Consider the following 13,108-nt stretch of genomic DNA (forward strand, 5'->3'; position numbering starts at 1 on the left):
ATCGGATAGCCCTTCGCGCGACTCCAGTGCGCAATTTGAGCTTGAGTTCGAGCATATGTCGCCAAATTAATTAGGTCTACTTCATATAACTTAGATAATATGTAAGAATATCTTTATGATTGATTTGACCCGCCTTCGTCTACTTCGTGAACTCACTTACCGTGGCACGATGACTGCCGTGGCCGATGCTTTCGGGATGACGTCGTCCGCGGTATCACAACAACTCGCAACGCTAGAGCGAGAGACGGGAACGATCCTGCTGGATCGCATCGGACGACGCGTGCAATTGACTGACGCCGGCGCGCGGCTTGCTTTGCATGCCGAAACTATTCTTCAAGCGGTCGAAGTGGCGGAGCACGATCTTCAGACAGCTCATGGAAAACCCTATGGCGAATGCGTTATCGCCTGCTTTTCGAGTTTCGCGAAAGCACACCTTGTTCCGGTGGCGTCCCGTCTCAAGATGCGTTTTCCCGAATTGCGGATTTGCATTCACGAACTCGAAACACCCGATGCCATCGAGGCCTTGCGTGAGGGTCGGTGTGATATTGCGGTGCAGTTCACCTACGACCTGGTCCCTCGACCCGACCTTTCGGGTATGACATCACGCAAACTTGCGGATGAACCCGTCGTTCTAGCTTTGCCCAAGTGCTGGCAGACGAAGCCTGGTCCTCTCGACTTGAAAAGTCTTGCAGATAAAGAATGGATCGTCGGCAGCCGCCAAACCGATGATCTTGTTTTGGCTGAGCGAGCATGTGCTGCTGCCGGCTTCGCACCTAAAATGGCCCACACGGTAGACGACTACGATCTGCTTCTTCGCATGGTTGCTGCGGGTCTTGGCGTGGGGTTTGTACCTACCCTGGGACTTCGCTTCAGCAATACAAAAGCCGTGACGATCCATACCGTCCGTGGCATGCCACTTCGACGGCACATCTACGCGGTGCTGCGAACCGCCGTCGCCACTTCTCCGGTCTTGCAAGTCGTCATGTCGGAGTTGGAGAAGATCGGCTAGCTCAAGACGGCCATGCACTACGCGCGATAACCACCCCTAACCATCGGAGCGTCACGACGCCTCTTCGCAGCAAAGCTGAAAGCGATTAAACCCCCTCATCGCCTCCGTGGCCGGCAACGATAGCCCCCCTCCCCTGGTGCATCCAAAGCAATCACCGCTCCGTATAGGTAGATATAGCCCCTGTCGGAGTACGGCCAGCCATGCGGAATTATCTACGCGGAGCCTGGATCGCCATCTTTGCTGCCTTTTCATGGGTAGCCACTGCAAATGATAATCTGCATTATCTTGGTATTGCATACGACGCCCACGGCGGTCAAAAACTGTATCTGGAAGAGCACTTCGTGTTCGACCAAAACGATCAGCGCACGCGGCTGGTTCTTTATCGTTGTCCGTCCGGTCAGCCGTTTGCACGCAAATGGGTGCGGGATGTGTCGTCGGCATCCGCTCCCGACTTCGACCTGATTGACGCGCGTACTGGCTACCGCGAAGGGGTATCCGGCCCGCCTGGGGCACGCAAGGTCTACGTCCAGGAAAACGACCATTCGCCGATGCGATCGGCGCCGTTGGATATGCCTGTTAACGCGGTCATCGATGCAGGTTTTGATGCCTATGTACGCGAACACTTCGACAGCCTCGACCCACAGGTCCGCCTAGCCTTTCTGGTGCCAAGCCGGCTGGGTTATCTGGGCCTGCGCCTCGCCGATACATCGTCCGATGCTGGCACGCGTCGCATCCGCCTGAGTCTCGATGCCTGGTACAGCTTTGCCGCGCCCTCGATCGACCTGATCTATGACACGGCCGACCGGCGGCTGATGCAATTCAAAGGCATCAGCAATATCCACGATGCAAACGGTGGTAGTCAGACCGTGCGGATCGAGTTTCCGGCCTCGGCGGAACAGCCTGCACCCACGGTGCAGGACATACGGCAGGCCGCCGACCTTCCCCTGGTGAATCGCTGCCCGCCCTGACCCCACGCCGCCGCAAAAGTTTTTTGCATCCGTCCGGCGCTTTGCTCCGTATATCTCTGTGAGCCCCCCTTTTCTGGACACCCTCATGCAACGGTCTGAGCTCCCTGCCCGCCCGGTGGATCGGCCATCGCCCAGCACGCTTGCATCCCTGCTCAACTGGTTCGACACGCAAGGCAGTCCGGATCAGGCCGGCGCACTGGGCTCACGCATCGACTGGCTGCGTGCCACGCCGTTCGTGATCCTTCATCTGGCCTGTCTGGCGGTGTTCTGGGTGGGCGTATCGCCGGTTGCATTGGCGGTGGCCGCCGCGCTGTATGCGCTACGCATGTTCGCCCTGACCGGCTTTTATCACCGCTACTTTTCGCATCGCGCCTTTCAGACCTCGCGTGCGGTGCAATTCACTTTTGCAGTGATCGGCGCGGCCTGCGTACAGCGAGGGCCGCTCTGGTGGGCCGCGCATCACCGCAACCATCATCGCCACGCCGATACGCAACTGGACCCTCACTCGCCCACGGTGTTCGGGTTTCTCTGGAGCCACATGGGCTGGTTCCTGACGCCACGCGCCTTCCACACCGACCTTGCCCGCGTTCCCGACCTGAGCCGTTACCCCGAACTGCGCTGGCTGGATCGCTACGATACCGCCGTACCCGTTGCACTCGCCGTGCTGCTATATCTCGTCGGTACCCTGCTGCATCGCTACGCGCCGATGCTGGGCACCAGCGGTGGACAGATGCTGACGTGGGGATTCTTTATCTCCACCGTGGTGCTGTTTCACGCAACGGTGACGATCAACTCCTTGGCGCACCGCTTCGGCAGACGCCGCTTTGCGACGCGCGATAACAGCCGCAATAACGTGTGGCTCGCGCTGATCACGTTCGGCGAAGGTTGGCACAACAACCATCACTTCTATCCGGGCTCCGCACGACAAGGCTTCCGCTGGTGGGAAATCGATCTCACCTGGTACGGCTTGCGGCTGCTCGCCGCAATCGGGCTGGTATGGAACCTGAAGCCAGTGCCTGCCTGGATCGCGCGCAAGGCGAGGTACTGAGCATGCGTATCGCCGTGATCGGATCTGGCATCGCCGGGCTGGCCAGTGCTTACATGTTGTCGCGCTCGCAGGACGTCACCCTGTTCGAAGCCAACGACTATCTGGGTGGGCACACCCACACGCACGACGTGCAGCAGGACGGGCAAGCCTATCGCATCGATACCGGCTTTATCGTCTTCAATCGCGCACACTACCCGCTGCTGAGCCAGCTTTTCGACGAACTGCGCGTGGAAAGCCAGCCCACCACAATGAGCTTCTCCGTCCAGAACGCTGCTACCGGCCTGGAATACAACGCCGGCACTCTCGACCAGTTGTTCTGCCAGCGGCGCAATCTGTGGTCGCCACGCTTCCTCGGCATGGTGCGGGACCTGATGCGTTTTTATCGCGAAGCGCCGGCATTGCTGGAGCAGGTGCGATCAAGCCAGACTCTGGGCGATTACCTCGCCGAACATCGCTATGGCGAGGCCTTCCGTGACGATCATCTGGTGCCAATGGCCTCGGCGCTGTGGTCGTCGCCTTCCGCACAGATTCTGTCGTTTCCGGTGCTCTACTTGGTGCAGTTCATGGCCAATCACCAGATGTTGCAGATCGCCGAGCGGCCACCATGGCGCGTCGTGCAAGACGGTTCGAACACCTATGTCACCGCGATGCGAAAACGCTGGCGTGTGCACGAACGCCTTGCGTGTCCAGTTACTTCCATACGACGCCGCGACGATGTGGTGGATGTCGCCACACCTTACGGAACCGAATCGTTCGATCACATCGTGCTCGCCTGCCACAGCGACCAGGCGCTTGCGCTGCTCGCCGATGCCAGTCCGGCCGAGCGCGATGTGCTCGGCGCGATCCGCTATCAGGCTAATGATACGGTGCTGCACACCGATGCCTCCCTGCTGCCTCGCCGTCGCAATGCCTGGGCGGCGTGGAATGCGTATGTGCCAGCGGGCAAAGATCAGGCTTGCACGGTCAGCTATTGCATGAATCTGCTGCAAGGCATTTCGTCACCCCGCCCGTTTGTCGTCACGCTCAACCGCACCGAGGCCATCGATCCAACGTGCATCCTGCACCGGATGACGTATCACCACCCTGTCTACGACGCAGCTGCGGTCGCCGCGCAACGGCGCAAATCGGAGATTCAGGGCCGGCGCCGGACCTGGTTTGCGGGTGCTTACTGGGGCTGGGGATTCCATGAAGACGGCATGCGCAGTGCGGCGGATGCCGTAGCCGAGATACAGCGCATGGGTGCTGCTGCTCAGGTGCAGGCGGCCGCGTGATGACCTCGACACTCGCCAGTGCCGTATACGAAGGCCAGGTGACGCATCGGCGCCATCGACCGCATGCCCATGCTTTCACCTATCGCATGGCACAGCTCTACCTGGATCTGGACGAACTGGATCACGTGTTCGAAGGGCATCGCCTGTGGTCGTCGGATCGTCCCAATCTCGCCGAGTGGCGGCGCAGCGATTATCTGGGACCGACCGACCTGCCCCTTGCCGAAGCAGTCAGGCAGCGGTTCGCCGAGCGTACTGGAAAGAGGCCGGGTGGTCCGGTACGCATGCTTGCCCATCTGCGATACGCAGGCTACGCCTTTAACCCGGTCGCGTTCTACTACTGCTATGCCAGCGATGGCATCACGCTGGATGGCATCGTGGCGGAAATCACCAATACGCCATGGCATGAACGGTACGCCTATGTATTGCCGATGGACGAGGCCGATAAACACGGCCGCGCACTGCACTGGCGTTTCAACAAAGACTTCCACGTGTCGCCCTTCATGGCGATGAAGCGTCGCTACGACTGGCGCTTTACACCACCCGCCGACGATCTTCGCGTACACATGAAAGTGTTAGCCGATGAAGGGCCGGATTTCGACGCCACGCTGGCCTTGACGCGCCGTCCGCTGGACAGCGCTTCGCTCGCACGCGTGTTGTGGCGTTTTCCGCTAATGACCGCGCAAGTTATCGGCGCTATCCACTGGCAGGCGCTGCGGCTTTGGCTGAAACGCAATCCGGTTTACGACCATCCCGCTCACACCGCAGCACTTAACACCCCTTCCAAGCTCAGGGATCTCCCATGAATGAGATCGCGTCTTCCGCACTTCGCTCATCCACCACCGCACCAGCACAGGGCCGCTTTCTGCGCGACCGTCTCGTCGCCAGCCTGCAGGGCCTTCGCCATGGCCGACTCGTCCTGCACGATGCGTGGGGCGACGTAGACCTTGGCAACACATCCGATGATCCGCTGACCGTGCACGTAACGGTCAGCGACGCCACGTTCTACCGCGCCGTGGCTATGCAAGGCAGCGTGGGCGCAGGCGATGCCTACGGTGACGGCCTCTGGCACTGCGATGACCTGGTCGGGCTGGTGCGCCTGCTCGTACGCAATCGCGATCTGCTGGACGGCATGGAAAGTGGCCTGGCTCGCCTGGGCAGCGCGGTGCTCAAGCTATGGCATGCAAAGCGGCGCAATACCCATGCCGGAAGCCGCCGCAACATCGCGCAACACTACGATCTCGGTAATGACTTTTTCCGGTGCTTTCTTTCGTCCGACATGATGTATTCGTCTGCGTTGTGGGCGGGCGCCAGCGATACGCTGGAGCAGGCGTCGACCCGCAAGCTCGATGTCGTCTGCCGCAAACTCGGCTTGCAACCAGGCATGCACGTTGTGGAAATCGGCACCGGCTGGGGCGGCTTCGCCATTCACGCCGCCAGGCACTACGGCTGCCGCGTCACCACTACCACGATTTCCCGCGAGCAGCATGCGTACGCGGCCGGGCGTGTACGCGAAGCCGGGCTGAGCGAGCGGGTCACACTACTGCTGGAGGACTACCGCGACCTGCAAGGCCGCTACGACCGCCTCGTATCCATTGAGATGATCGAGGCGATCGGTGCGCCGTACCTCACCACCTACTTTTCCAAGCTCGCCCAACTGCTCAAGCCCGATGGCTTGGCGCTGATCCAGGCCATCACTATCGAAGACCATCGCTACCGGCAAGCGCTCAAAGCGGTGGATTTCATCAAGCGGCACGTGTTTCCCGGCAGCTTTATCCCTTCCATCGCGGCCATGCTGGAAGCCAAGACCAAGGCCAGCGACCTGGCGCTGGTCCATCAGGAAGATTTCGGTCTCTCGTACGCGCATACCCTGCATGCATGGCAAGAACGCTTCCGGCGATCCTTGAATCGCGTTCGTGCACAGGGCTTCGACGAACGGTTTATCCGCCTGTGGGAGTTTTACCTGGCGTATTGCGAGGGTGGTTTTCGCGAACGTTCGATCGGCGTATCGCACCTTCTGTTGGCGCGACCCCAGGCGCGGCCTTCGCAGCCGCGTTGGACCTGACAGGTCGCTCGCATGATGCGCTGGATTAACATCATCGGTTATCAGCTTGTGTGGTTCGTTGCCGTTATCGGCGCCGCCCATGACCGGATATGGCCTGCTTTGCTGGTCGGAGTGGCCTTTGTGGCATCACAGTTGGTTTTGGCGCCTAAGCGCTCAACGGAATGGCGCCTTCTCGGCATGGCGCTGATCTTTGGCATGCTGATCGATGGCGTTGCGGTGCGCATGGACTGGGTATGTTACGCCACGCCGTCACCCTCCATTCCTGCACACGGTGCGCCGATGTGGATTCTGGTGTTGTGGTTATCTTTTGCGATGACCATCAACCAAAGCCTGGCCTATCTTCGTGATCGGTGGTGGCTGGCATTAGCCTTCGGCGCGATCGGCGCACCGCTGGCATATCTGGGAGCGCAGCGTGGATGGCGCGCCGTCGATTTCCCGCATCCCGCGTGGCGCGGACTGATCTGGTTGAGCGTGTGCTGGGCGATCGCCTTGCCGTCACTAGGTCTCTGCGCTCGCCGATTTTCCTTGGCCACTCGCAACGCACATATTTCTGCCGGAGCCCATCATCGATGAGCATCTCGCTGCAACTAAGCGTACTGCTTGCCGTCATGGTGATCGTCATGGCGTTTGGATGGCGCTGGCAAAAGCGCCATAGCAATGCAGGCATCGTGGATGTGCTGTGGTCGATCGGCGTCGGTTTCGGCGCTGTGTGGATGGCATGGAGTGGTGCGGGCGAACCATGGCCGCGATACACGATGGCGCTGCTCGGTGCTGCGTGGGCGGCACGGCTCGCCTGGCATCTGGCGCGCCGCGTGCTGCATGAAGCAGAGGACGGGCGTTATCGCCATCTGCGCTCGCACTGGCAAAGCCATCAAGGGAAGTTCTTTTTATTCTTCGAAGGCCAGGCCGTACTGGTGGTGCTGTTCGCCTTGCCGTTTACCGCGGTTGCACGCAATCCCATAAACGCCGTGACGCCCCCACTGATCCTGGGCGTAATCATCTGGATCATCGCTGTTGCCGGCGAAACCAGCGCCGACCGGCAGCTGGCCCGATTCCGCAGCAACCCCATGCACAGCGGCAAGACCTGTCGCGAAGGCTGGTGGCGCTATTCGCGGCATCCCAATTACTTTTTTGAATGGCTGCACTGGTTCGCCTATGTCGCGCTGGCGTGGGGATCGCCGCTGGCGTGGCTGGCATGGTCGGGGCCGATCGTCACGTATGTGTTTCTGCGCTGGATCAGCGGCGTGACCTTTACGGAAGCCCAGGCCCTGCGCAAACGGGGTGACGACTACCGCGACTATCAACGCACCACGCCGATGTTCATGCCGTGGTTTCCCAGATCCCCTACTTCTTCCAAGGAGGCCTCATGACCACCACCGCCGCAGTCCAAGACATGCCGCGTCCCGAACAGGCGGCAGCAGGCTTGCTGGGCCTGGCTGAGCGCCGGCTGCTGCCGGATGCCGTGGTGCGCCTGGGCATCCGCCGACTTTGTGCGCAACGGCTGCGCGACGAATCTGCGCAGGGCTCGACCGCGGAGTCGGCGCAGTATCAGCAGCGCATCGACTTGCTGCGCCACAGCCCGATAGCTATCCACACCGACGCGGCCAATGCGCAGCACTACGAATTGCCCGCCGCGTTCTTCCAGGCATGCCTGGGACCGCGCATGAAATACTCGTCGTGCTACTACCCCACCGGCAACGAGACGCCGGCACAGGCGGAAGAAGCGATGCTGGAACTGTATGGCGAACGCGCTGAACTGCGTGACGGACAGGACATTCTGGAACTGGGCTGTGGCTGGGGCTCGCTGACGCTATGGATGGCCGAGCGCTATCCACGCGCGCGCATCACCGCGGTATCCAACTCGCATTCCCAACGCACGCACATTCAGACGGTATGCGCCGCGCGCGGTCTTTCCAACGTCACGGTCATCACTGCCGACGTGAACACGCTGGCGATCGATGTCGAAGCTTTCGACCGCTGTGTTTCGATCGAAATGTTCGAGCACGTGCGCAACTACGAAACCTTGCTGGCCCGTATTGCGAGCTGGCTGCGACCGGGTGGCAAGTTGTTCGTACACATCTTTGCGCACCGGACCCTGCTCTACCCGTTCGAGACGGAGGGCGACACCAATTGGATGGGCCGTCACTTCTTTACCGGCGGCCTGATGCCATCGGTGGATACCTTGCTGTGGTTCCAGCGCGACCTGAGCCTGGAAAAACGCTGGAAGGTGGACGGCCGCCATTACCAGCGCACGGCCAACGGCTGGCTGGCCAACCAGGACGCCAACAAAACCGAAGTGATGCGCTCCCTGGTCAAAGCCTATGGCCGTGAAAACGCCAACCTGTGGTGCCAGCGCTGGCGGATGTTCTGGATGGCCTGTGCGGAGCTGTTCGGCTATGACTCAGGCCAGCAATGGCTGGTCGCGCACTATCTGTTTTCGCGGCAGGAGTGAAGTGGTGAATATCTTGCGTAACGCTACCATGTCCTGCGCTGTTGCCGTGATCGGGTTGGCCGGTTGCGCGGCAGTGCAACCCATGCCACACGTGGCACGGGTAGACCTGCCCCGCTACATGGGCCGTTGGTATGTGATCGCGTCGATTCCAAGCTTTCCCGAACGCCATGCCTACAACGCGGTGGAGTCATACACCCTGCTTGCCGACGGCCGCATTGCCACCGACTTCCGCTACCGCAACGCCAGCTTCGCTGCGCCGGTGAAAACCATGCATCCTGTCGGGACGGTGCAGCCCGGCACCGGCAACGCGGTCTGGGGTGAACAGTTTGTCTGGCCGATCAAGGCCGAATACGTCATCGCGTACCTGGAAAGCAACTACCGCACCGTTATCGTCGGCCGCAGCAAGCGTGACTATGTGTGGATCATGGCGCGCACGCCAACGCTGCCGGAGCACGACTACGCCCAACTCGTCGGCAAGGTCGCTGAGCTGGGCTACGACACCGGCAAGCTGCGCCGGGTGCCCCAGCAATGGCCGGAAGCGGTGCCGTGACGTTGACGTTTTCTGCACGTGAAAGCCGCGCCGGCCGCTGCCAGGCAAGCCGGCCTTCATGCTATAGATGGGGCCGTGTTTCCAGACGTCGCTCACTCGCAGGCTTTCCAACCCTCCAGGATTCTTTGCCCATGAGTGTTACCCGTACTGTCGATCAGGAAGAACTCGACCGATTGTTGCTACGCGTTGGCGATCACGATCGCGAGGCATTCGCCGAGCTCTATCGCCGATCGTCGCCGCGCCTGTACGGGGTATGCCTCAGAATGCTCACGGATCCGCGCGAAGCCGAAGAAGTGTTGCAGGAAGCCTATGTTTCCATCTGGCAGCGTGGCGCGACCTTCGAACGCGGCCGCGCCGGCGCCATGACCTGGATGGTGTCGCTGGTACGTAACAAGGCCATCGACCGGTTGCGCCAGCATGCAAACGTGCAAATGGATCACGACTTCGCCATCGACAGCATCGCCGACGACGAGCCCACGCCAGTGGCCAAGGTGGAAAGCCATCAATCCTACCGACGCCTGGAAGAATGCCTGCAGCAGCTGGATGTGCAGCAACGCCGTTCGATCCGCGAAGCGTTTTTCAGCGGCAACACCTACCACGAACTGGCGCACCGGGCACAGGTACCCCTTGGCACCATGAAGAGCTGGATCCGCCGTGGCTTGCTGCAACTTCGCACGTGCCTTGAAACATGAATACGCATAACGACGACGATCGCAATAATCTCCGTTACGCCGAATACGTGCTCGGGGTGCTGGACGCGGATACCCGCGCAGCTGTGGCACGCGAGATGATTGAAAACGCAGAAGCCGCCACCGCCGTGGCACGTTGGCAACGTCACCTGATTCCGCTGGCGGATACGCTGCCGGATGCAACACCGCCGGCACGTGTATGGATCCGTATCACCCAAAGCCTGAAATGGAGCGAAGCGCGCCAGCCCGCGCCGCGTCGTTCGTTGCTTGAAAGTCTGCGCTTGTGGCAATGGATCGGCGTGGGTGCGTCGGTGCTCGCTGCTGCATGCATCGTGGTGCTTATCCGCACCATGGCCGTGCCGACGCCGCAGATCGTGGCGAACACCGTGATGGTATCGAGCATCAGGCAGACCAATGGCGTGGTCGGCTGGACCGCCACCATGGATCTGTCGCGCAAGGAAATGATTGTGGTCTCCGCCAGCCCAACGGCTTACACGAAAAATCGCAGCACGCAGCTCTGGCTGATTCCCCGCGGCGGAAAACCCATTTCCGTGGGCGTATTCAAGCCAAACGACACCAACGTCATGTCGCTATCTCCTGCGCTACTTTCCCAACTCGGTCCGACTGCAATTCTCGCGGTATCGCTGGAGCCGCTGGGTGGTTCGCCGACCGGACAACCTACTGGTCCAGTCGTCGCACAAGGCCAGATCGGAGCCGCACCTGATGTTTAGGCACACTTGAATTGCTCAGCTCTGTGTTCGTGCTCTATTGATCGACGTTATCAGCTGAGAGCACGGCCATAGCCGCCCTCCCCTTATGGCAGTCCCTAATCATCTAGCAACGCGATCGCGGTCATGGGGGCGCTGCATCCAGTTGAGATACTGGCTCCGACGATGATGGAAGTAAGTCGCCAGTGCGACCCAGGACGGTTTGGCTCAGATCGCGCTCGACACCAATTCGCGCAGGACCGCTTCCAGCTCGACCTCGCCGTGAATGATGCCGTCTGGGTGTCCTTCGAAATCGATCCAACCTTGGTTGAATCCGTCCAGCATGCGCATCCTTGGCAGCGGATGTCTCATGCCCTGCGAACGGAACAGTGTCTCCCAAGTCTGCCTTTCAACGATTTCGGCTCGCACCGGGCGATTGAGCACCAGAGCAAAGGCCGACGCCAGTTCGTTGGGGCACACGCGCTGCGGGCCTTCGAGTTCGACAATGCGCACGCCTCTCCACGTTTGCCGCAGCAAGGTCGCCGCAACGCGTCCGACGTCCGCCGTTGCGACCATCGGCACAGGTTTGTCGAGCGGGTATAGGAAGCTGGCTATCACGCCGTGGTCGCGTGCGGGCGCAACATCCCATGCTGCGTTTTCCATAAACCAACCGGGCCGCAGGAACGTCACTGGTATCGGCAGCTCGCGCAATGCCGCCTCCATCAAGGTGCGTTGAGTCAGCAGATTGGCCTCACCGGCCTGGGCGCCGATGGTTGACAGGCAAACCACCTTTGCAGGTCGCGCTTTCAAAATCGCCATGGACACGGCCTCTATCACCGCACGCGCTTCGGGAAAACCCGGTTCCGGATCGAAGTCCGACGGAGGCAGGATAAAAACGCCCGTCGCACCGTCAAAGGCGGCGGAGAGAGATGCCGCATCTTCCATGCGCGCGGTTGCGATTTCGCAGCCCCGTTCCGCCCATGCCTTGGCGCGTACGGCGTCACGCACGACCGCACGAACCGGCAGACCCGCCGCTAATAGCTGGCTCGCAACCGCTCCGCCAACCTTGCCGGTAATTCCCGTAATGGCATACATGAATCTTTCTCCTCGCTGGTTTAAATGAGTGGGGGCTGCGCCCGTGGTGACCGAGGGTCGATCGATGAACGAGAGAAGTGTCTCGGTTGGGCGCATTTTGGGGAAATGCCGAGCACAACGAAATGACATGAATGGCACTAGATAGATGACAAAAAATCACTAATAAAGCATGCTTGGCGCAGGTGGCGGGCATCGATTTCCAATGCAGCGTGCTGGCCTTTGACGACCGCTTGCGGTCAATCGCCCAACTTCAGTCGAGCAGCCATGAGATCGAGTAGCGAGAAGTTGTCCGGGGGTATCAGCGTGTTTGCCGCCGTCGTCGACGCAGGGACGTTTGCAGCGGCTTCAGAAGTGCTGGGCATGTCTCCGCCCGGCGTCAGTCGTGCGATCGCCAGGCTGGAAAAGAAGCTGAAGATCCGGCTCTTCAACCGCACGACGCGCTCGGTTTCCCTGACTGAAGAAGGGCGCCGTTTTTATGAGCAGGTCATGCCTCACCTTGCCGGGCTTGAAGAAGCGGCTGCCGCCGCGGCGGGCGGCGCATCAGCGGTGCGCGGAAAGCTGCGAATAAATCTGGACCCGGTCATTTACTTAACCATACTCGGGCAACGACTCGATGCGTTTATGGATGCACACCCCGATCTCGAAATCGAATTTATCGCGCGCGACCATCTTGGCGACCTGGTCATGGACGGTTTCGATCTTGCCCTGCGCTTTGGCGAACCCAAAGCATCCACCTTGATCGCGCGAAAACTGCTCGACACGGCGGTTGTTACGGTCGCAGCTCCGTCGTACATCGCTCACTGGGGGCGCCCTGCAAAACCGGAAGACCTTGCAAGCAAAAAGCACCGATGCCTGGAATTTCGCAATCCGGAGACCGGCAAGCCGTTCTCGTGGGAATTCCATCGCAAACGCAAACGCATCGCCATCGACACGCGAGGGCGCCTTACGGTCAACGATCCCAGCGCACTTTTCAACGCATGCCTGGCCGGTTCCGGCGTTGCGCAAATGCTGCTACTCGGGGCCGAGCATCTGATTGCCGATGGCCGCCTAATCAATCTTTTTCCTGATTGGGCAGACGAGCGGTATCCATTATTTGCTTACTATCCGTCGCGGCACCTCCTGCCGGCGAAGACAAGAGCCTTTCTTGACTTCGTTATCGAGCTGACGGACGGTAAGTAGTGCGGTTGTTCGACGCTTGGTGTCGCATCAAGACGCCGTATAGAGAAAATATCTGCTTTCGACTTCGGATTCAGCCGG

The 13,108-nt window shown here is 60.4% G+C and carries 14 protein-coding genes; 13 read left to right on the top strand and 1 reads right to left on the bottom strand.

Annotation, left to right across the window (positions count from 1 at the left end; all coding sequences use genetic code 11):
- The first annotated feature begins 115 nt into the window (after positions 1 to 115).
- From ISS99_RS04365 to ISS99_RS04420, 12 genes are all read left to right on the top strand, one after another.
- The gene (locus tag ISS99_RS04365) at positions 116 to 1,009 is read left to right on the top strand and encodes a LysR family transcriptional regulator (RefSeq protein ID WP_204630367.1); all 894 of its coding nucleotides are present in this window, start codon (positions 116 to 118) and stop codon (positions 1,007 to 1,009) included.
- A 200-nt stretch (positions 1,010 to 1,209) separates the two neighbouring features.
- Positions 1,210 to 1,977 (top strand): hypothetical protein, encoded by a 768-nt coding sequence (locus ISS99_RS04370; protein WP_204630368.1) that lies wholly within the window; start codon positions 1,210 to 1,212, stop codon positions 1,975 to 1,977.
- An 85-nt stretch (positions 1,978 to 2,062) separates the two neighbouring features.
- Positions 2,063 to 3,025, top strand: a complete 963-nt coding sequence (locus tag ISS99_RS04375) for an acyl-CoA desaturase (RefSeq protein ID WP_204630369.1) — start codon at positions 2,063 to 2,065, stop codon at positions 3,023 to 3,025.
- A gap of 2 nt (positions 3,026 to 3,027) precedes the next feature.
- Positions 3,028 to 4,296 (top strand): NAD(P)/FAD-dependent oxidoreductase, encoded by a 1,269-nt coding sequence (locus tag ISS99_RS04380; protein ID WP_204630490.1) that lies wholly within the window; start codon positions 3,028 to 3,030, stop codon positions 4,294 to 4,296.
- Positions 4,296 to 5,099: a DUF1365 domain-containing protein gene (locus ISS99_RS04385; RefSeq protein WP_204630370.1), complete on the top strand. Its 804-nt coding sequence runs from the start codon at positions 4,296 to 4,298 to the stop codon at positions 5,097 to 5,099. Before ISS99_RS04380 ends, ISS99_RS04385 begins: the two co-directional genes overlap by 1 nt.
- Positions 5,096 to 6,358 (top strand): SAM-dependent methyltransferase, encoded by a 1,263-nt coding sequence (locus ISS99_RS04390; RefSeq protein ID WP_204630371.1) that lies wholly within the window; start codon positions 5,096 to 5,098, stop codon positions 6,356 to 6,358. The genes ISS99_RS04385 and ISS99_RS04390 overlap by 4 nt, the downstream gene beginning before the upstream one ends.
- Before the next feature lie 12 nt (positions 6,359 to 6,370).
- Positions 6,371 to 6,931 carry a DUF2878 domain-containing protein gene (locus tag ISS99_RS04395; RefSeq protein WP_204630372.1) on the top strand — a complete coding sequence of 187 codons (561 nt, stop codon included), beginning with the start codon at positions 6,371 to 6,373 and terminating at the stop codon, positions 6,929 to 6,931.
- Complete coding sequence (locus ISS99_RS04400) at positions 6,928 to 7,728, top strand: DUF1295 domain-containing protein (protein WP_204630373.1); 801 nt, start codon at positions 6,928 to 6,930, stop codon at positions 7,726 to 7,728. The genes ISS99_RS04395 and ISS99_RS04400 overlap by 4 nt, the downstream gene beginning before the upstream one ends.
- Positions 7,725 to 8,810 (top strand): SAM-dependent methyltransferase, encoded by a 1,086-nt coding sequence (locus ISS99_RS04405; protein ID WP_425490429.1) that lies wholly within the window; start codon positions 7,725 to 7,727, stop codon positions 8,808 to 8,810. Before ISS99_RS04400 ends, ISS99_RS04405 begins: the two co-directional genes overlap by 4 nt.
- Before the next feature lie 28 nt (positions 8,811 to 8,838).
- Positions 8,839 to 9,360, top strand: coding sequence for a lipocalin family protein (locus ISS99_RS04410; protein WP_204630492.1), 522 nt, complete (start codon positions 8,839 to 8,841; stop codon positions 9,358 to 9,360).
- Between the two features lie 131 nt (positions 9,361 to 9,491).
- On the top strand, positions 9,492 to 10,052 hold the full coding sequence (locus ISS99_RS04415; protein WP_204630374.1) for a sigma-70 family RNA polymerase sigma factor: 561 nt from the start codon (positions 9,492 to 9,494) through the stop codon (positions 10,050 to 10,052).
- A complete protein-coding gene (locus tag ISS99_RS04420) occupies positions 10,049 to 10,780 on the top strand; it encodes an anti-sigma factor (RefSeq protein ID WP_204630375.1) in 732 nt (243 codons plus the stop codon). Before ISS99_RS04415 ends, ISS99_RS04420 begins: the two co-directional genes overlap by 4 nt.
- A 204-nt stretch (positions 10,781 to 10,984) precedes the next feature.
- Here ISS99_RS04420 and ISS99_RS04425 read toward each other — a convergent pair whose 3' ends face one another.
- Positions 10,985 to 11,851 carry an NmrA family NAD(P)-binding protein gene (locus ISS99_RS04425; RefSeq protein ID WP_204630376.1) on the bottom strand — a complete coding sequence of 289 codons (867 nt, stop codon included), beginning with the start codon at positions 11,849 to 11,851 and terminating at the stop codon, positions 10,985 to 10,987.
- 303 nt (positions 11,852 to 12,154) lie between these two features.
- On the opposite strand from ISS99_RS04425, the gene ISS99_RS04430 reads away from it, so the two are divergent.
- Complete coding sequence (locus ISS99_RS04430) at positions 12,155 to 13,030, top strand: LysR family transcriptional regulator (RefSeq protein ID WP_284343810.1); 876 nt, start codon at positions 12,155 to 12,157, stop codon at positions 13,028 to 13,030.
- Positions 13,031 to 13,108: the final 78 nt, after the last annotated feature.

It is taken from the genome of Dyella mobilis, assembly GCF_016904945.1.
In the GTDB taxonomy this organism is placed as follows: Bacteria; Pseudomonadota; Gammaproteobacteria; order Xanthomonadales; family Rhodanobacteraceae; genus Dyella_B; species Dyella_B mobilis.

Excerpts from the sequence above, each read along its gene's own strand:
- ISS99_RS04400 (WP_204630373.1), top strand. The coding sequence starts at position 6,928 with ATGAGCATCTCGCTGCAACTAAGCGTACTGCTTGCCGTCATGGTGATC.
- ISS99_RS04375 (WP_204630369.1), top strand. The coding sequence starts at position 2,063 with ATGCAACGGTCTGAGCTCCCTGCCCGCCCGGTGGATCGGCCATCGCCC.
- ISS99_RS04425 (WP_204630376.1), bottom strand. The coding sequence starts at position 11,851 with ATGTATGCCATTACGGGAATTACCGGCAAGGTTGGCGGAGCGGTTGCG.
- ISS99_RS04380 (WP_204630490.1), top strand. The coding sequence starts at position 3,028 with ATGCGTATCGCCGTGATCGGATCTGGCATCGCCGGGCTGGCCAGTGCT.
- ISS99_RS04365 (WP_204630367.1), top strand. The coding sequence starts at position 116 with ATGATTGATTTGACCCGCCTTCGTCTACTTCGTGAACTCACTTACCGT.
- ISS99_RS04415 (WP_204630374.1), top strand. The coding sequence starts at position 9,492 with ATGAGTGTTACCCGTACTGTCGATCAGGAAGAACTCGACCGATTGTTG.
- ISS99_RS04385 (WP_204630370.1), top strand. The coding sequence starts at position 4,296 with ATGACCTCGACACTCGCCAGTGCCGTATACGAAGGCCAGGTGACGCAT.
- ISS99_RS04405 (WP_425490429.1), top strand. The coding sequence starts at position 7,725 with ATGACCACCACCGCCGCAGTCCAAGACATGCCGCGTCCCGAACAGGCG.
- ISS99_RS04370 (WP_204630368.1), top strand. The coding sequence starts at position 1,210 with ATGCGGAATTATCTACGCGGAGCCTGGATCGCCATCTTTGCTGCCTTT.
- ISS99_RS04410 (WP_204630492.1), top strand. The coding sequence starts at position 8,839 with ATGTCCTGCGCTGTTGCCGTGATCGGGTTGGCCGGTTGCGCGGCAGTG.
- ISS99_RS04395 (WP_204630372.1), top strand. The coding sequence starts at position 6,371 with ATGATGCGCTGGATTAACATCATCGGTTATCAGCTTGTGTGGTTCGTT.
- ISS99_RS04420 (WP_204630375.1), top strand. The coding sequence starts at position 10,049 with ATGAATACGCATAACGACGACGATCGCAATAATCTCCGTTACGCCGAA.
- ISS99_RS04390 (WP_204630371.1), top strand. The coding sequence starts at position 5,096 with ATGAATGAGATCGCGTCTTCCGCACTTCGCTCATCCACCACCGCACCA.